Source organism: Pseudomonas neuropathica, assembly GCF_015461835.1.
GTDB lineage: Bacteria > Pseudomonadota > Gammaproteobacteria > Pseudomonadales > Pseudomonadaceae > Aquipseudomonas > Aquipseudomonas neuropathica.
In genome coordinates this window covers 215,185-236,179 of record NZ_JACOPX010000001.1, presented here as the reverse complement: position 1 = coordinate 236,179, position 20,995 = coordinate 215,185, and the positions used below count along the sequence as shown (strand labels likewise).

Here is a 20,995-nt window from a genome sequence, read left to right as displayed (position 1 = left end):
CTCCATTTATAGGAGCGATGTATGTCCCCCGATTTCCTTATTCCTCAAGCCACGGACAAGCCTGCACCACCGCCTGCTACCGAGAGCCTGCACGGGCCTTTTCTGGAGGCTGCGGTGCCGCCATGGCTGATCGGTGCTTCTGCCCTCAGAAAGGCCGAGTTCAAACAGGCGAGGACCGTCCTGCCGCACTGGTACAGCGCGATGGCACCGGCACAACGTCGTATTTTGCATGAAACCTACAGACACAGTTTCAGCACGCAAGCGCGATTGGACCAGACCATGGCGGCGTTCAAGGACATTGATGCGTTCGCTCGACCCATGCTGATGCAGGCGCTGAAAAGCCGTTTTCAGGTCGAGGTTGATGTCGACAAAACCCTGTTATGCCTCCGGCGACCCATACGCGCCGGTATCCTCGGCGAGGAAATCGGAACTTACGAATCCTTGACGCTCCCTTTGCTGCAGGCTGCGCTGCACAACTTTGAAAGTGATGAATGTCGGTACGGGGCGTTTCACCATAGCTCCGGGTTTGCAATCCAGAACCCTGCCACGGAGGTCTGCACGGCTGTGCCGGTAAACGTGTCGGTCAGAAACTTTCTTGGCCTGTGCCGTGAACTGGATATCGGTGCGAAGTATCAGGCCTATCTCGATTCGTTTTTCCATCCCAAAAACCCCAAGGCCGAGGCGAGGTTGCGCCGGCGGTTCATTGCCAGCCAAAAATCCGCCATGCGCGCGGCGGCTGATCGAGCTTTGTTGACCAAGGACATTCTGCCGGAAGACCACGCGATGATCATTTCTGTCATCAGAGGTGAGCGACATCCCAGAATCGGTCGCAATCAGGTCTGGTTTCAGGACCTGAGCCTGATGAGGCACAGGCTGGTGGGGTGTGTTGCGTTCAAGATCGCCGAAAGGAATCGCCCCACCGAGGCAGTGATTCTTTATGTGCCGAATGATCCCGTACATCCGCTGAAGCGCTATACCGGCACGCAAATGCAGAGCACCTTCAAGCGGCTGCTTACCGCTCGCGTTCAAGGGCAGTCGCCAGATATCGGTCCGACGCCTTACCAGCGGTTTATGAGCCAGTTCTTGCCCTACGAAAAACGTCCTTACTATTTCAGCCAGTTCGTGAAGGTTGCCGACTCTGCGACCGATTGGCTGACGTCGCCCTGGCGCAAAATACTGGAAGTCACACTGACCGCTATCGAGATCTGGAAAACCTCACCCAAATACGAGAAGAGGGTGCCGGAGCCCGATCCATTTATTGCCGCCACGTTGATGTCTCACGTGCAGGCTTTTCCCTGGGCTGCCAATTCCGACCTCTGGACCTATCTCTACGAAAAGCACCGCGAGAAGGTCTTCGCGGATGCCCGCTGCCACGCGGTTCCAACCGCCGACGTGGACGCCAGTGCACGAAACGCCAAACTGTCAGGCCTGCTGCAATTCGGACTCCTGGCGCTGAATGTGGCGTCGATGTTTGTGCCGGTGTTGGGCGAGATCATGCTCGTGGTGATGGCTGGCCAGTTGTTGTTCGAAACCATCGAGGGCGTGGTCGAATGGAGCGAGGGTGACAGGCACGCCGCCAAGGCGCACTTGGTGGATGTGGCGGAAAACCTCGCGCAGATCGGTGTAATGGCGGCTGCCGGCGCGGGTTTCAGATGGCTGACGGCGGTAAAAGCGGAGCCGCTGATGGAGCAACTGCACCCCGTGACTTTGCCCAGCGGCGAAACCCGATTGTGGAAGCCCGACTTCACTGGCTATGAACAGCACCTTACGTTGAGTGGATCAGTGCGGCCGAATGCACAGGGGCAGTACCGGATCGACGGCAAAATCTGTTTTCGCCATGGCGGCAGGTTCTACGAGCAGATACTCGACGAGTCAACCGCTCAATGGCGGCTCAAACATCCCACAGATGCCGACGCTTACCAGCCCGTCCTGAGTCATAACGGTCAGGGCGCCTGGCGGCTGGCGCTGGAACAGCCGATGAACTGGGAGCGACTGACACTGCTGCGGCGCATGGGGCACATCACCGATGACTTCAGCGATGAATCCCTGCTGATGCTGGCCGATATCAGCGCCGTCAGTGACAACGCCTTGCGCAAAATGCACATGGATCATCTGCCGCCACCTCCCGAGTTGCACGACGCGATGCGTCTGTTTCGCGCCGATAGGGGAGCCAGGCAAATGATCGAGCAACTGCGCGGAGCGAGGCCCATTGATGAGGGGTATCTGTACGCACTGCCTCTGGTCACCGAAATGCCACACTGGCCGGCCGATCGGATACTGGAGTTTTTCGTCGGTGCCGAGGGCGAAGAATCGTCGACTCGGTACGGTGCGCAGACAACCCTGCCCGGGTTTGATCCCAAACCGGTCATCCGTATCAGCCGTGCGCAGGTATTGAACGGAGAAATGCCTGCGCGAATTCTGGCAGCGCTGCAGGAAAACGAAGTAGGCCAGCTACTGGGCCCGGCCGACGCGCAGTTTCGTCCAGCGAGGCCAGACGCATTCAGTCGCAGGCTCGCCGATTATGCCCATACACGTCAGTCGGCCATTTTCGACAGTCTTTACAGAGGCAGCGAACCGCTCGGCATACGTGGGCGCATGCTGCAGCGTGAATGTCCCGGACTCAGCGATGCGGCCGCACAGGATGTGCTCGATCATGCAACGGCGGCGGAACTGGCTCGAATGGACGCTACCGGGCGATCCCCTTTGAAAATGCTCGAAGAGGCTCGCTGGCATGCTCGTCAAGGCCGCCAGGTTCGTGCGCTCGCCGGTTTGCACAGCGAGACCCTGGCTTCAGCAGACAGCCGAAGGCTGGCACTGTTTGCTCTGGAGCAGTTGCCAGGATGGCCGCAGACATTGCGCCTGGAAATTCGCGAGGGCAGCACAACCGGCGCAGTGCTCGACAGCGTCGGTGAGCCAGCGGCACCGGTCAAACGCTATCTGGTCAAGAATGGGCCTGCTTATCAGGCCTTTGGTGATCGCGCAGAAGCGCTCAGCAGGATGTCGGGTGCAGAGGACAGTTTCTATCATTCGCTCCTGCAGGCGCTGCCCGATGACATACGCCTGGCCATTGACTTGCCGGAAGGAAGCCCTGGCAGCGAACTGCAACATAAAATTATCGGCTCGGCCCATGCTCATCGGCGTCAAGCTGCGCACGTTCTCGCGCCGCAAGCCAAAGCGTTCAAACCACCGGTGCGGGTGAGCGCAAGGCTCAAGGGCTATTACGCCAGTGGCCGTGGCCCAAGCCTTGCGCCATCGCTGGAGTCACGGGTGGCGCATCTTTATCCGGAGGCGCAGCAGGCCGAGGCGTTCCTCACCCAGCAACGCGGCAGAAGTAATGCGCAGATCTTCCGCGAACTGGAATTCCGTCGGTTGGATTGGGAAAGACTCGATACCACCCTTGAGCAATGGCAGGCCGGCCCGACCGGGAGCCGGGCCGCGCTGCACAGGGCGCAAGTTGCTCAGGCACTCAGAAATGCCTGGCGCAATGGCCCGCTGGCCGGGCAAGTGGTCGAAGCCGGGCGTCTCTCGCTGGTATGCGATGCGCCGTTGCCTGCGCTCTCCACACGTTTTGCCCATATCAATGAACTGTCCGTGGCGGGGCTGGGCATAACGGATACCCATGCGGACGGTTTTCTGGTGGCCTTCCCGAATGTCACGGATTTGTCGATCGGCGAGCTGGGGCAACAGACTGATCGCCCCACGTCGGTGGCCGGCGCGCTGACGACCCTGCCGGAGGCGGTCGGCCGGATGCCCGGACTGACCCGGCTGCGTTTTTCCACCGATGCGGCGTTACTGGCGCCAGGCTTTTCTCAACGGCTCAGCTCGCTTGTCAGGCTGGAAGCGCTGCGCATCGATTATTCAGGAGTCGACTCAGCCACCCTGCATGAACTTGACCTGACGCCCTTGACCCGCCTGCGCAGCCTGCGCATTGACGCGCCCCGTGCCTTGTGGCGATGGCCCGCGTACGTCGAGCGCCTTGAGCATCTTGAGCGTCTGGATTTGACGCATACGTTGATAGAGACGCTGTCCGAATCGATGTATCACGATCACGAGCAACTTTGGGCCGGGCTGGCGCTCGACTGGTCGAGGGTGACCCCGGCAACCTTCCGGCGCGCTTACGAATACGTCAGCCAACATTCCGGCCCACTGGGCCACCTGCTCGATCTGCATCAGATGGTCGGCGAGTTCTGCCGCACCGAGCTCGATACGATGGCGCCAATGCCGAGTTTCACTGACCCGTTATCCGAAGCGTTCAACGCGACCTGGGTGACACCGCAGGCAAGAGTTACCGCCATCGAACAGCTTCGGGCGGAGCATGAAGCCATTTTCGCTGCGTTCTACACACCTGCCTTGCGGCATGGAACACGCTATGCTGCCCTTCGGCGGCAATGGTCCATGGGGCCCAGCGCCGACGTTGTGAACGCGCTCAAAACCAACTGGTATGGCACGGTTCGCCAACGGTACGGCCTGACCGCCAACGTGGCGACATTTGAACTGCCAGTTAACCGGTCAGGCCAAGCCGTATTGACGTCTGCAGACTGGATCACCGAATTGCCGCCACTGCCGGCAGGCAGTTTCTCCCACGTGCGTACACTGCGCCTGGGGAGGCTGGACGTCCCCATTGAACAGGCTCGGCACTTTCTCCGCGCATTCAGTCATGTCGAATCACTTGAATTCAGCGGTAATACCTTCACCGAGCTGCCCTTTGCGGCGGATGAGCTGTCAGCGCTGACGCATCTGGATGCATCGGGCAACAGGATTGAGGTAACGCCTGTCGTGCAGCGGCAGATCAACGGGTTGCAGCGTCTCAGTAGGTTGAATCTGAGTAACAACCCGCTGGGCAATATCGATGTCAGCCTGTTGAGCCGATTGCGTGCCCTGGGCCTGAGATCGACGCAGTTGCGCGCCTGGCCCGCCGGTGCCGAAAACCTGCCTCGGTTGGCGTGGCTCGACCTGCGAGACAACCGGATCTCGTCACTGCCACCGTCGGTGTTGACCCATCCCGACGCGCTGATGAGAGCCAACCTGGCCGGTAACGTATTCAGTCCTGAGGGTGAAGCAAGCCTGCACGGGGCGCTGCAGCGAATCGAGCAGCAAAGGGGGCTGGGGCAGGGCACGCTGGCACGGTTCGCTGCAGAACCGGTGCCGGAGCTTTTCCCTCCTGCGGAAACAGGCTGGTCGTTTATCGACCTGATGTTATCGCTTCCAGAAGCCGCGACGGTGCTTCAAGGGCAAACGGGGCCCTCGGCGCAGTTGCAACGTTTGACTCGCATCATGCCGGTCGAGCAAGCGCGACTTCACTTGCAGAATCTGCGGGCGTCGGGGGCGAGCGATGCGCAGATCGAAGCACGGATCACCGAATGGCAGCACCTTTGCGAGGCATTGGTCCGTCGAGCGAATGACTGGCTGTATACCCGCGAAGTGCGCACGGGCACGTACAGGATCAATGCGCGAGACCGATCGGTCGCGGCGAGGCGCCTCTTCGAAGCCTGGCTGGACGGACTCACAGAGCATGTCGACAGAGCCCGGCTGGACCTGGATTTCCAAGGCCTGCAAACCGGTGATTTGCCGGAGCTGGCAGTGCCGATCCCTGCAGTCAGAACGCTGGATCTGAGCGGCGTGGGCATGACCACACGGGGTTCGGACGGTTTTCTCAGGGCTTTTCCCCACGTCGAAATCTTGTATATCAGTGGCAATCCCCTGGTGTCGGTGCCTGGGCCGGTACTGCGGATGCAGCATCTTGAACGCCTGGAGATGCAGTATTGCGATCTCGCGGACGCGACGGACCTTTACCCGTTGATGGCCCGTGCGCGCCTTCGCAGGCTGGATGTCGGCTACAACGAACTTCGGGTATTCAACCCGCCCGACTTTGGCGCCGTCCAGACTCTGGACTTGCGCTATAACCACCTGACCGCATGGCCTGGCCGTGTATTCGAGGCACCCCAGTTGCACAGCTTGAACCTGAGCGGCAACGAACTCACACACATTCCCGGGGAATTGTTCAGCGGCGAACACGAGCGTCTGATCCAGGGGACTGATCTCTCCGAGAATCGACGCTTGTCCCTTTCTGCTTTGCAGGACATGCGCCGCTATACGCGTGAGCAGTCGGCGTTGCACGTGCTGGGAATGTCACGCCGAAACATTGAGACGATGATCGAAACACACCTTTTCGGCGATCTGTTCGGTGGCGCAGAACCGGCAGGCATTCCCGAAGACGCCGCCGGCAATGTGGACTTGGACGATCCTGACGCTGCTGTGCAGCCTGTCGAAGAGGTCCTGGATCCGCTCAACGATGTGGCACCGAGATCAAGAGATCCGTGGCTCCAGCACAGCGATGTGACGCTCGCGGCTCGCAGAGCGGACATCTGGGGGCAACTGGCGCGAGAACCCGATCACCAGCGTTTTTTTCAGCTGCTGCGTTTGTTGCGCGACACGGACGACTTCCGGCTGGTACCGGCCGACCTGACACGCAGAATGTGGGATGTCATGCAAGCAGCCACGGAGAACAGCGAATTGCGCCAGTTGCTGTTTCTCGGCGCTGAAAGCCATGGCACGTGCCCGGACGGGCGGATTCTGACATTCAGCGATCTGGAAGTGCGGGTGTCGGTGTATCGGGCACTGCACGACATCCCGGTGCATCGGATGGCGCTAAGGGGCCGGGCGTTATTGCGTCTGTCCCGGCAATTGTTTCGTCTGGACAGGATCGAGACGCTGGCTGACGCCGCAGGGCGGGGCAGGGATCGTGCCGAGGTGCGCCTGAAATATCGCATCGGCCTGACCGGTGGTTGGGGCGATGGGGTGGATCTGCCCGGGCAGCCGACATACATGCTCTATGACGTACCCCTCAGCGGTGAACTGCTGAATCAGACCCGGGCCTCGATCCTCGAGGCGGAACGGACTGACGCACTGCCACTGAGCATGATCGCCCGCGATTACTGGATCACCTATCTGGAGGAACGCCTTCCGCTGGAGATGCAGGCAATAGATTCCGCGGTTGATCAGCAACGCCAACAGCGCTGGAGTGTGTTGGATGATCGACTTTCTCGGGGTGAAATCGATGCGCGACAGTACGATCGGGAACTGGATGATTTGGGCAAGGCGATGGAACGGCTGCTCACCCAGAAACGGCTCGAGCTGACACGTAGGGAGATCATCGATCTGCAGAGTTTTGCCGATGAGGCCGAAGAAGGTGATCGAATCACGCCGAAACCGGGACCATCGAGCCGCCCTTGACGGGGGCAGACTGGCGTTGAAGATTGCGCCGTGAGTGATACATATCAGGTTACTCACGGCCGGACCGGCAATAACCGGATACCGCAAATCCGCTGACGGGATATGGTCTGCTGATCGCTCCATCAACTAGGAGTGATCATGATCGCTATCCCTTCCAACCCAGAGACGACGCAAGCTGCGCCGCTCGCTCGAGCTGCCGCTGACAGCCAGCCGACAACGCTCAATACAACGCAAAGCCTGCACCGCGATTTTCTCGAAAAGTCGATCCCGACGTGGCTGTCCAGCGCTTCGCCGCAACGGCGCGAAGCGCTCAAAACCGTTCCGACTGCGCTGCCAGCGTGGTACCTCGACGCGACGGCGGCACAACGCAAGACGCTGGCCGACAGCATGAAGGCCAGCGTTGTCGCCCAAAACGATCTTGATAGAACCATGGCGACCCTTCAGGACGTCGAGACATTTGCCAGGCCATTGCTGCTCAAAGCGCTCAAGGACCAACATCAATTACGAATCGATGTCGACAAGACGCTCCTGTGCCTGCGGCGTCCCGTCGAACTGGGTGTTGAAAAGATCGAGCTGGCGTCCTTCGAGGTCCTCAAGCTTTCGATGCTGGACGCAGCGCTGCACAACTTCGAAGCTGACGAATGCAAGCAGGGCGCTTTTCACTCGACGTCAGGTTTCGTTGTAGCAACCTCCACCCCTGGTACATTCGATTACGTGAGCATCGGCCTGACGGTGATGCAGTTCCTGACGCTTTGCCGAGAACTGGATGTCGGCAAGCAGTATCAGACCTATTTGACGACATTCTTCCACCCGGCCGATGCTGTGGCAGAGGCGGTGCTCAGCGAGCGCTTCATTGCCAGCCAGAAGGCGACGATGCGCGCCGCAGCCGATCAGGCGCTGTTGCAAAAAGACATTGAGCCGGCGGATCACGCAATGATTGTGTCGGTGATCCACGGCAACATGCACCCGTGGATGGGCGAGAAACAGGTCTGGTTCAGTGACCTGGGCGTGATGAAAAAAAGGCTGACCGGCTGCGTGGTGTTTGTCATTTGCCAGAAGTACCGCTACAGCGACGAGCTGATCCTTTACATCCCTCACGATCCGGAGCACCCGCTCAAGCGCTATACCGTCCAACAGCTGCGCGATGAGTTCAAGCGCTTGCTCACCGCCCGCGATCCCGCACAAGCGCCAGGCGCGGAACCGACCGCGTACCAGCGTTTTCTGAGCCAGTTTCTGCCGTATGACCAGCGTGCGTATTATTTCAGCCAGTTCAGACAAAAAGCGGCCGGTTCACCGGGCGATGTATGGGCAATATGGCGCTCGCCATGGCTGGCTGTGGCGCAGGTGTTGGCGGGCGGTTCGGTGTTCACCCGGATCCGTGAACTGCCACCCGAGCGTGAGATCAGGTGGGATCCTGTGCCTGATCCTTACATTGCGCCATCGACGTTCGGTCGCAGCGGCCGGGGGATTTGGGCGCCCAATGAGGATCTCTGGCAATACCTTTACACCCAGAGCCGTGCCAAGGTATTGGCCGATGCACGAAGCCATGCCGTGCCAGCGGCAGATGTCGATGCGAAGGCCCGTGACGCCAAGCTCGCTCAACTGCTGCAGATCGGCATGCTTGGCCTGAACCTTGTCTCGATGTTCGTGCCGGTGCTGGGCGAGGTCATGATGGTGGTGATGGCCGGGCAGTTGCTGACTGAAACCCTGGAAGGCGCGATTGAATGGAGTGAGGGTGATCGTCGGGCGGCGAAGGATCACCTGATCGATGTCGCGGAGAATCTGGCGCAGATTGCGTTGATGGCGGGAGTGGGGGCCGGGGTGCAGAAAATCTCTGGCGCCAGAGCCGTGCCGATCATCGAGCGGCTGCAGTCGGTGAAATTGCCCAACGGCGAAACTCGCCTGTGGAGAGCCGACCTTAGAGCTTACGAGTCCGCTGTCACGCTGTCAGACAGCCCCGGCCCGAATTCTGCCGGCCAGCATGTGCTGGAAGGTCAAACCTTCATACGCCAGGACGGCAAGGTCTACGAGCAGTTTTACGATGAGTCGATCAGCAAATGGCGCATCAAGCACCCTACCGATGCCAGCGCCTGGCAGCCGGTGCTGGAGAGCAACGGACGCGGTGCCTGGCGGCACACGCTGGAGCGGCCGCGGGATTGGGATCGTCTGACCCTGCTGCGGCGCATCGGCCACGCAACCGAAGCCTTCACCGACGCGCAGTTGATCAAGGCTGCCGATATCAGCGGTGTCACTGACGCCACTCTGCGCAAGATGCACGTCGATTCTGCGCTACCACCACCGGAACTGACGCAGGCCATGCGCGTGATGCAGGCGGATAGCAACGCGGCACTGGTGGTTGAACAGTTGCGCGGGACAAAACCGATCGACGAACTGTATCTCTTTGCGTTGCCGCTGATCACCGAAATGCCGCGCTGGCCGGCGAACCGGGTGCTGGAAGTATTCGACGGCGAGCAACTGTCCGGCAAGTCGGTCAGGTATGGTTCCGTGCGGCGGTTTCGCGACGTCGGCGTCAAGGCACCGATTCAGATATCGCGGGCCGATATTCTCAGCGGTGGCCTGCCAGCACACATCCTCGCGGCGCTGGACGAGTCAGAACTCACCCGGCTCCTGGGCGAGCAAGGTGCACGCGTGCGCGATGCCCGGCCGGCAGAGTTCGGTAAGCAGATCGCCGACTACGCCGACACTCGTCAGCCGGCGATCTTCGACAGCCTCTACAAGGGAACCGATCCCATCGATTCTCGGGTTGCGCGTTTGCAGAAGGCCTGCCCTGGACTCAGCGAACCCGCGGCACAAACGGTGCTGGCCCATGGACGCTCCGATGATCTGGAGCGACTTGACTCAGGCCATCGAGTGCCGCTACGCCTGCTGGAGGAGGCACGCTGGTACGCGCGTCAAAGCCGACAAGTCGCGGCCTATGTCGGTCTGCGCAGTGAAAATGTCGCTTCGGCGGACAGCCGGCGCTTGGCGTTGCATACGCTGGAGCAGTTGCCGGGTTGGGCCGACAGCGTTCGCATTGAAGTTCGCGAGGGCAATGACGCCGGCATGCTGCTCGACAGCATCGGCAGTGAAACAGCCAGCGAGAAGAAATACCTGATCAAGAAAGGCGCTCAGTTTCAGGCGTTCGACGAACGTGGTCTTGCACTCAACAGCCTGCCTCGCAAAGGCGACAACTTTTACTCATCGATCATGTATGCCTTGCCTGATGACGCGCGCCGCAGCCTCGGTGTGCCCGAGGTGGGGCAGTCCGCCCGGTTACAGAAAAAGATCATCGATCATGCCGATCGGCATCAGGCAGATACGCCTGCGCTGCTCGCGCCACAGGTCAAATGGATCAAGCCGCCCGTGCGTGTGAACGCTACGTTGATCGGTTACCCCGCGAGCGGACGCGGCGCCGGGTTGCAAATGAACCTGACCGCTCATGTGTGCGATGTCTATCCGCAGCTTACCTACGAACAGGCTAACGGTTTCATTCTCGAGCAGTACCGGACGGGTAAAGACGACAACGCGATTTTCCAGCTGTTGCAATCACGCCGCCATGAATGGCAGCAGTTGAATACGACGCTGGATGAATGGGCAGGCACATCCACGGCGGCGCCTTGGGAACGTTCCGCAACGGATCACAAGTTTCGCGCCGCGCAAGCGCTGAAAACCTGCTGGCGCAACGCCTTGTCCACTGGAGTTTCAGGTGCCGACGAACTCTCGATACTCACTTATGACCCCCTGCCAGAGCTGAATGCAGACTTTGCCCATGTGCGTAAACTTTCAATTGGCGGCAATGGCATCACCGACGCCAATGCGGACGCCTTTCTGGCGCGATTTGCCAACGTGCAAACGCTGTCGCTGGGGGAGCGTGGCAGTCTGTTTGGCGCCTACATGGCGCAAGAGCAGGCACTGACGACCTTGCCTTTGACTGTGACCCGGATGTCTGCACTGAAGAAGCTCAAGTTCAGGACGTCAGTCAGGGTGATGGCTTCCGATCTATCGACAAAATTGAGGACGTTGACCGCCCTTGAGGAACTTCATCTTGATTTTTTCGACGGTCGGAGCCATGCCGCTGGCCTGGATCTGACGCCCCTCAAACGCCTGAAGAAACTCAGGATCGAAGCGTCGGGCCTGACGCAATGGCCGGCCTATGTGCAGCAACTGCCTGAACTGGAACGACTGGACCTGACGCAGACAGCCATCACATCCATTCCACAATCGCTCTATGTCGGACACGAAAAACTCTGGGCAGGCTTGTCGCTGGACTGGTCCAGGTTCTCTCATGAAGCGTTCAAACCTGCTTACGACTATGTGAAAAACTACATGGGGCAGTGGCGACATCTGGTTGATCTGGACTTGATGGTTCGCCGCTACTGTGCCGGAGAACTGCAGTTCCTGACGGGCGAGGCCGGCCGCCTCAATCCGTTGCCCGAGCGCATCATGACACTCTGGAATACCCCGGAAACCCGACTCAAGGCTGTGGAGATTCTGCGTGTGGAGCACACCGCAATTTTCCGCCAGTTCTACGAGCCCACCGCATCTGATGGATTGCGTAATGCAATTCCCGCCGCCCGCTGGCAAGCGCAGCCCAATGCACGGGTGGTACGTGCTCTGGAAAAGAACTGGCGTGCAGCCATACGCAGGCGCTTTCGCTTGAATGACGACGTTCGTCCTTTCAATGGGACGAACTGGGCATCAAGCACCGAACTCGACGATGCCGGCGTGTTTGAACTGGTGGACACCGCATGGGTACAGGGCGAAGAGTCGGTCAGGGAACTGCCGCAATTGCCAACCGGTGCGTTTGCTCACGTACAGAGTGTGCGGCTGGATCGGTTGAATGTGCCGATCGACCAGATTCGCGATTTTCTCCGGGCATTCAGTGGCACCACGAGTCTGCAAGTCACCGCCTGTGGATTGACGGAACTGCCGGTCCGGCCAGCCGATGCAACCCACCTGACGCAACTGGATTTGTCTCTCAACTTTATAGCCGTTACCCCTGAGGTTCAGAGCCAGTTCAATGCCCTGAACAAACTGGAACATCTCAATGCCCGGCTCAATCGCCTGGACACACTGGACGTTTCTCGCCTGACCGGGCTCAAGACGCTGAACCTCAGCGTCAATGGATTCAATCAATGGCCGACTGGGGCGGAAAGCCTGCCGCATTTGCGAACGCTGGATTTACGTCATAACACCATCGAGTCGCTCCCCGAACAGGTGCTTGTCAACGACGCTGTGCTGCTGAAGACCCGCCTGCGGAACAACCGCTTCAGTACTGCAGGCGAGGCGGACATGCGGGCGGCGCAGCGCCGGATTGAAATGTCCATTGGATTGCCGGAAGGCGCCTTGCAACGGTTCGACGCGCAATCGGCGTCATTGCCGGCCGATTCAAGCGGGACCCCGCCGGAAAGTGCACTGGAGCGTGCCGGTCAGTTGTTAGCACTCCCGCCTGTCTCTGCACCCGGCGTCGGTTCCGACATGAATGCCCGTGTACTGGAGATATTTCCCTCGCTGACGCTTGAACAAGCGCAAGCCAGCGTTGCCCGATTGCGCGATGAAGGCCTGTCCCCGGAGCAAATGGCGGACAGGCTGACCCAGTGGCGAGCAAGTGACGAGACGCTGACGCGTGAGTTGAACGGCTGGATTTTCGGTGCGACGCAAGGGCCTGGTGAAAGCGTGTCATCGTCCACAAGGTTCTTCGACGCGACGCGGATCCGCGCTTGCTGGCGGGACGGGCTCACTGCGCTTTCCGAGTCCGCCGGACAGACGCTGAGCCTTTCAGCGGGGGCCATGAGCGATCTGCCCGCGCTGTCAAACGTGTTTGCCCATGTGCGGACACTGGATCTGACAGGGATCAAGTTTTCAGTTGATAGCTTCAACCTCTTTTGCCCGGCGTTCCCTGAGTTGACCACCCTGAGACTCAACGCCAATGCCCTGGAACAGCTGCCGGAAGCTGTCGGTCGTTTGAACCGTCTGGAACGTCTGGAGTTGAGCGGTAATCGGCTGGCCGTGGCACAAACCGTGTATCAGCACGTGGGCGGGACGCAACTGCGCTGGCTCGACCTCAGCCACAATCAGCTGGAGGAGTTCAGCGCCATCGCCTTCGCCCGTCTGGAGACGCTCAATCTCAGCCAGAACGGTCTGGATTTCTGGCCTGACGGCGTGCTCGATCTGGCGCATTTGCAACGACTGGACCTGTCGGGCAACAACATCATGGTCTTTCCGGACCGACTGCTGGATGGCAACCATCAAGCGCTGGTGGACGGCACCGACCTGTCCGAAAACTCCCTGTCGCTCAATTGCCTGCAGCAACTGCGGGAATACAGTGCGGCCAACGCAGACCGTGATGTCATGGGTTATTCCCAGGCTTTTCTGCAGCGTGAAATTGCCGAACGCGAATTGGAGACCGACAGCGATTCGGATTCTGGCTCCGGTCAGGGATCGGATTCGGATTTGGGTTCCGACAGCGATGGCCCCAGTGGGGGTGGCGGTTCCCGGCGGGTTGATACGCATGCCGCTGTGGAGGCAGCGGAAGTGATTGCCGATCCGGAGCAGGATGTGGCAGTGCCAGCGATGGCAATCTGGATGACGTACACACATGCAGATGCGCGTGCCGCGCGGCAGGCGCTATGGCTGCAATTGGCTGATCAGGACAACCATGAGTCGTTCTTTCATTTGCTCTCGACCTTGCCCGATACCCTTGAATTCCGGTTGTCCGGCGTTGATTTGACCCATCGGGTCTGGCAAGTCATCGAGGCCGCCACGGAAAACGCCGAGCTGCGAGAGCTGTTATTTCTCAACGCCGAGACCCACGGCACCTGCGGCGATGGCCGGATCCTGTCATTCAGCGAACTGGAAACCCGCGTCTATGAATACAACGCCCTGCGCGATATTCCACGACACCGCCGGGAGCAACGCGGCAGGGCCTTGCTTGAGCTGACGCGACGTCTGTTCCGCCTGGAAAGGGTCGACCGGCTGGCAGAAGCCGCGGCGAAGAACAAGGATCGGGCGGAAATCCGTCTGCAATACCGGATCGGCATGACCCGAGGCTGGCCGGACGGGCTGGATTTGCCGGCGCAACCGGAACACATGCTGTACGCCGCACCGATTCGCGGGCAGCAGTTGATCGACGCGCGCACGTCGGTGCTCAGGGATGAAGCATCCGAAATGTTTCTGGAAAATCTGATTTCACGCGATTACTGGATCCGCTACCTGCGCGATCGCCACAGCGAGGTGTTCGAAACGCTCGAACTCAACGCCAGGAGGCGGCAGGAGGAGGTGGAGGATACATTTGCCGACATACACAGCAGCGCTTATCTGGAAGCAGTGGATTCACTTCAGATCGAACTGGCAGAAGCTCGCATCGATGCACTGAAGGCACTGACGCGTACGGAGCTGGCTGCGCTGACGACAGTCCGCGAGGCGGAGCCGCAACCCGGCCCATCCTCGCCACAGTCCGGCCCTTCCTGGCGCCGTGACAGGTAATTGAGTGGACCTGAGAGCAGGGCGCTCTCAGGTCCGTTGCGCAACTTAACTGTCGTAACCCAGATTCGGCGCCAGCCAGCGCTCGGTCACGCTCAGCTCCTGGCCTTTGCGCGAGGTGTAGCTTTGCACCTGATCCTTGTCGACCTTGCCCACGGCAAAGTACTGCGCTTGCGGGTGGGCGAAGTACCAGCCGCTGACCGCAGCCGCCGGGAACATCGCGTAGTGTTCGGTGAGGAACACACCACTGCGACCGGCGCGCATTTCTTCGGCTTCCGGATCGAGCAAGGCGAACAGCGCCGCTTTCTCGGTGTGATCCGGGCACGCCGGGTAACCCGGAGCAGGGCGGATGCCGCTGTATTGCTCTTTGATCAGCGCGTCGTTATCGAGCACTTCGTCCTTGGCATAACCCCAGTGTTCTTTACGCACTTGCTGGTGCAGCCACTCGGCGCAGGCCTCGGCCAAACGGTCGGCCAGGGCTTTGACCATGATCGAGTTGTAGTCGTCGCCAGCGTCTTGATAAGCCTTGGCCACTTCTTCGGCGCCGATGCCGGCGGTGGTGATGAAACCACCGACGTAGTCGGTCACTTCGCTGTCCTTCGGCGCTACGAAGTCAGCCAGCGAGAAGTTTGGTTTGCCGTCGGTCTTGATGATCTGCTGGCGCAGGTGATGCAGCTTGGCCAATGGCTTGCCATCATCGCCGTACAGTTCGATGTCGTCGTCATGTACTTGATTGGCCGGCCAGAAGCCGAACACCGCACGGGCGCTGATCAGCTTCTCGTCGATCAGCTTGGCAAGCATCTCCTGCGCGTCCTTGTACAACGCGGTGGCGGCCTCACCGACCACTTCGTCTTCAAGGATGCGCGGGAACTTGCCAGCCAGGTCCCAAGAGATAAAGAACGGCGTCCAGTCGATGTATTCGGCCAAGACCTTGAGGTCGATGTTGTCCAGTACCTTGCTGCCGGTGAAGGTCGGTTTGACCGGCTGATAATTGGCCCAGTCGAACTGTGGTTTCTTGGCGATGGCCGCTGCGTAGCTCAGGCGCTCGGTGCGGGCGCTGCGGTTCGAGGTACGTTCGCGCACATCAATGTATTCCAGACGCGTCTTTTCGACGAAACCGGCCTTCAATTCTTTCGACAGCAACTGCGTCGCCACGCCCACTGCACGGGAGGCATCGGTCACGTAGACCACGGCATCGTTGCTGTACTTCGGCTCGATCTTCACCGCCGTGTGCGCTTTGGAAGTGGTCGCGCCACCGATCATCAGCGGCAGATGGAAGTCCTGACGCTGCATTTCACGAGCAACGTGAACCATTTCGTCCAGCGACGGCGTGATCAGGCCGGAGAGGCCGATGATGTCGCATTTCTGTTCTTTGGCCACCTGCAGAATCTTCTCTGCCGGGACCATCACGCCGAGGTCGACGATGTCATAGCCGTTGCAACCGAGCACCACGCCGACAATGTTCTTGCCGATGTCATGCACGTCGCCTTTCACGGTTGCCATGAGGATCTTGCCCTTGGCTTCCGGCTTGTCACCCTTTTCCAGTTCGATGAACGGGATCAAGTGCGCCACGGCCTGCTTCATCACTCGCGCGGATTTCACCACTTGCGGGAGGAACATTTTGCCGGCGCCGAACAGGTCGCCGACGATGTTCATGCCGGACATCAGCGGGCCTTCGATCACTTCGATCGGGCGGGCGAACGACTGACGCGATTCTTCGGTGTCTTCAACGATGTGCGTGGTGATGCCTTTGACCAGCGCATGTTCCAGACGCTTGTTGACCTCCCAGCTGCGCCACTCTTCGGTCTCGGCTTCCTTGACGCTGCCGTCGCCCTTGTACTTGTCGGCGATGGCGAGGAGGGCGTCGGTGCCTTCTGGCGTGCGGTTGAGGATCACGTCTTCCACGGCGTCGCGCAGCTCTTGCGGGATCTGGTCGTAGATCTCCAGCTGCCCGGCGTTGACGATGCCCATGGTCAGGCCGGCGCGGATTGCGTACAGCAGGAACACCGAGTGGATCGCCTCACGCACCGGATTGTTGCCGCGGAACGAGAATGACACGTTGGACACGCCGCCCGAGGTCAGCGCATACGGCAGTTCGTCGCGGATGTAGGCGCAGGCGTTGATGAAGTCCACCGCGTAGTTGTTGTGTTCTTCGATGCCGGTGGCGACGGCGAAGATGTTCGGGTCGAAGATGATGTCTTCCGGCGGGAAGCCAACTTCGTTGACCAGAATGTCGTAGGAGCGTTTGCAGATTTCTTTCTTGCGCGCTTCGGTGTCGGCCTGGCCAGCTTCGTCAAACGCCATCACCACCACGGCCGCGCCGTAGCGTTTGCACAGCTTGGCGTGATGGATGAACTGCTCGACGCCTTCTTTCATGCTGATCGAGTTGACGATGCCCTTGCCCTGAATGCACTTGAGACCGGCTTCGATCACTTCCCATTTCGACGAGTCGATCATGATCGGCACGCGGGAGATGTCCGGTTCACCGGCGATCAGATTGAGGAAGGTCACCATGGCCTTCTTCGAATCGAGCATCCCTTCGTCCATGTTGATGTCGATCACCTGCGCGCCGGCCTCGACCTGTTGCAGGGCGACTTCGAGGGCTTCGGTGTAGTTGTCTTCACGGATCAGGCGGGCGAACTTGGCCGAGCCGGTGATGTTGGTACGCTCGCCAACGTTAACGAACAGCGAGTTGCGATCGATAGTGAACGGTTCCAGACCCGAGAGGCGGCAAGCCTTCGGAATGTCCGGAATCTGACGCGGCGCGTAACCGGCGACGGCTTTGGCGATGGCTTCGATGTGCCCCGGGGTGGTGCCGCAGCAACCGCCGACGATGTTGAGGAAGCCGCTCTGGGCGAATTCTTCGATGACTTTGGCGGTTTCCGACGGCAGTTCGTCGTACTCGCCAAACTCGTTAGGCAGGCCGGCGTTCGGGTGCGCGGAAACGTGGGTGCTGGCCTTGTTCGACAGCTCTTCCAGGTACGGACGCAGCTCACTGGCGCCGAGCGCACAGTTGAGACCGACGGAGATTGGCTTGGCGTGCGCCACCGAGTTCCAGAACGCTTCGGTGGTTTGCCCGGACAGGGTCCGGCCGGAGGCGTCAGTGATCGTGCCGGAAATCATGATCGGCAGTTCGATGTGCAGCTCTTCGAACACGCCTTGCACAGCGAAGATCGCCGCTTTGGCGTTGAGGGTGTCGAAAATGGTTTCGATCAGGATCAGATCCGCGCCGCCCTCGATCAGGCCTTTGGTGGCTTCGGTGTAGTTTTCCACCAGTTCATCAAAGGTGACGTTGCGGTAGCCCGGGTTGTTGACGTCGGGCGACAGCGAGCAGGTGCGGCTGGTCGGGCCGAGCACGCCGGCGACGAAACGCGGCTTGTCCGGGTTCTCGGCGGTCTTGGCGTCGGCAACCTTGCGGGCCAGACGTGCGCCTTCTACGTTTAACTCGTAGGCCAGTTCTTCCATGCCGTAGTCGGCCATGGAAATGCGCGTGGCGTTGAAGGTGTTGGTTTCGAGGATGTCGGCACCGGCATCCAGATAGGCTTTCTCGATGCCGCCGATCACGTCCGGACGGGTGATCACCAGCAGGTCGTTGTTGCCCTTGACGTCACTCGGCCAGTCGGCGAAGCGTTTGCCGCGATAGTCCTGTTCTTCGAGCTTGTAGCTCTGGATCATCGTGCCCATGCCGCCATCGAGTATCAGGATGCGCTCTTTGAGAGCTTGCTTGAGAGCTTGAAGGCGGACGCTGCGATCGGACATTTGGACTACTCGGAAAGACCATTACGAAGGAGCGGGATCATAGCAAACCTGTGCGCTTTTAGAGCATGTAGGGCTTTTGCATGAATATCACTCATGTTGGTACGAGCGTCATACTGTAGAATCGTGGCGTTTTTTTCAGGATCGGGATCAAGGGCATGTCGTACCGCGTCATCAGCATTTTTTTGCTGCTTTTAAGCTGGGGCGCCGTTGCGCAGGAACCCACGATCTCATATAGCCGTGATATCCAACCGATCTTCACCGAGAAGTGCGTGGCTTGCCATGCCTGCTACGACTCGGCCTGCCAGTTGAATCTGGGCAGTGGCGAGGGCGCGGCCCGTGGCGCGAGCAAAATGCCGGTGTATGACGGCGAGCGCACGCAAGCGGCACCGACCACTCGGCTGTTCTACGACGCCTTTGGCAAACGTGCCTGGCAGCAAAAAGACTTCTATTCGGTGCTCGATGCCCAAGGCAGCCAGGCTGCGCTGATGGCGCGCATGCTTGAACTTGGGCACAAGACGCCACTGACGCCGAACGCCAAGCTCCCGGAAGACATCGTGCTGGGTCTGAACCGCGAGAACCTGTGCGCGATGCCCGCCGAGTTCGAAGGCTACGCCGGCGCGCATCCGAAAGAAGGCATGCCGCTGGCGGTGACCGGGTTGACCGATCAGCAGTACCAGACGCTGCAACGCTGGCTGGCGTCTGGCGCGCCGATTGACGAACAAGGCCTGGCACCGAGCGCCAAAGAGGCGCTGCAAATCGTCCAGTGGGAAAACCTGCTCAACACTCCCGGCGCACGGCAAAGTCTGGTCGGTCGCTGGTTGTACGAGCATTGGTACCTTGCGCATATCTATTTCAAGGACGGCGAGCCGGGCCATTATTTCCAGTGGGTACGTTCGCGCACGCCGACCGGGCAGCCAATCGACCTGATCGCCACGCGTCGCCCCAACGATGATCCGGGCACTCAGGTGTATTACCGCTTGTGGCCGGTGCAAGGGGTGATCGTGCACAAGACCCACATCACCTATCCGCTGAGCGCGGCGAAGATGGCGCGGGTGAAAAGCCTGTTCTATAGCGGCAACTGGCAGGTCAATGCGTTGCCCGGTTACGGCCCGCAGAGCCGTGCCAATCCATTCGCGACGTTCGAAGCGATTCCGGCGCAGGCGCGTTATCAGTTCATGCTCGATAACGCCGAATACTTCGTCCGCACCTTTATTCGCGGCCCGGTGTGCCGTGGGCAGATCGCAACCGACGTGATCCGCGACAACTTCTGGGCACTGTTCCAGGCGCCGGAACACGACCTCTATATCACCGACCCGAACTATCGCGGCCAGGCCACGCCGTTGCTGGCCATGCCGGGGCAGAATGACGACGTCGGCAGCGTCCTCAGCCTGTGGCACAACTACCGCAACAAACGTAACGAATACGAAGCCTTGCGCCGCGACAGCTACGCCGATGTGCCTGCGCCGAGCTGGTCGACCCTGTGGGCCGGCAACGACAACGCGTTGCTGAGCATTTTCCGCCACTTCGACAGCGCTTCGGTGACCAAAGGCTTGATTGGCGAGGTGCCGCAGACGATGTGGCTGTTCGACTATCCCTTGCTCGAACGCACCTATTACCAGTTGGCGGTCAACTTCGACGTGTTCGGCAACGTCTCCCATCAGGCGCAAACCCGCCTGTATTTCGATCTGATCCGCAATGGCGCCGAGCAGAACTTCCTGCGCCTGATGCCCGCCGATTCCCGCGAGGATTACCTCGACGATTGGTATCAGAGCGGTGGCCAGTTCAAGATGTGGCTCGACTACGAGGCGATTGACGACGACAAACCGACTGCGCTGAAACTCGACGAGAAAGACCCGAAATACGACTTTGCCATGCAATTACTGGCGCGTTACGGTGATCTCAATGCGCGGCCTGACCCGATCAACCGCTGCGACGGCGCTTACTGCTCGCGGCCGAATATCGACCCGGCGCTGCAAAATGCCGAACAGGCGTTGAGCCGCCTGACCTCGCGTCCGGCGGCCGGCTTGAAGGTCATCGACCAATTGCCGGAAGCCACCATGTTGCGCATTGAAACCGCCAACGGCAAACGCGAGGTCTACAGCCTGTTGCGCAACCGCGCGCACAGCAACGTGGCGTTCCTGCTCGGAGAGTCGCTGCGCTATCAGCCTGGGCTGGACACGATGACTATTTTTCCGGGCGTGCTCAGTAGTTATCCGAACTTCATCTTCAACATTCCGGCCGATCAAGTGCCCGAGTTTGTTGATGCAATGGAAAACGCCAAGGACGCCAATCGTTTCGAGAAAATCGTCGAACGCTGGGGTATTCGGCGCAGTCACCCGCAATTCTGGTTCTATTTCCACGATCTGAGCCAATACCTGCACGAAACCGACCCGGTGGAAGAGGGCGTGCTGGACATGAACCGCTACGAGAATCTTTGATCGTTCGTGGGCAGGTGCTGTATGAGCAGGGTTCATCTGCCTTATGTCGGTGCTGCGCAGATTCTTCTGCGCAGCACCGACGT

The 20,995-nt window shown here is 59.9% G+C and carries 4 protein-coding genes; 3 read left to right on the top strand and 1 reads right to left on the bottom strand.

Going from position 1 to position 20,995, the window contains the following annotated elements; translation table 11 throughout:
* Window positions 1-21: 21 nt before the first annotated feature.
* Both H8F23_RS00930 and H8F23_RS00925 read left to right on the top strand, forming a co-directional pair.
* Complete coding sequence (locus H8F23_RS00930) at window positions 22-7,233, top strand: NEL-type E3 ubiquitin ligase domain-containing protein (protein ID WP_194933083.1); 7,212 nt, start codon at window positions 22-24, stop codon at window positions 7,231-7,233.
* Window positions 7,234-7,371: 138 nt separating this feature from the next.
* Complete coding sequence (locus tag H8F23_RS00925) at window positions 7,372-14,718, top strand: NEL-type E3 ubiquitin ligase domain-containing protein (protein ID WP_194933082.1); 7,347 nt, start codon at window positions 7,372-7,374, stop codon at window positions 14,716-14,718.
* Window positions 14,719-14,763: 45 nt separating this feature from the next.
* Here H8F23_RS00925 and metH read toward each other — a convergent pair whose 3' ends face one another.
* A complete protein-coding gene (gene metH / locus H8F23_RS00920) occupies window positions 14,764-18,474 on the bottom strand; it encodes a methionine synthase (protein ID WP_194933081.1) in 3,711 nt (1,236 codons plus the stop codon).
* A gap of 155 nt (window positions 18,475-18,629) precedes the next feature.
* Between metH and H8F23_RS00915 the strand changes: the two genes are divergently transcribed.
* Complete coding sequence (locus tag H8F23_RS00915; RefSeq protein ID WP_194933080.1) at window positions 18,630-20,912, top strand: fatty acid cis/trans isomerase; 2,283 nt, start codon at window positions 18,630-18,632, stop codon at window positions 20,910-20,912.
* Window positions 20,913-20,995: the final 83 nt, after the last annotated feature.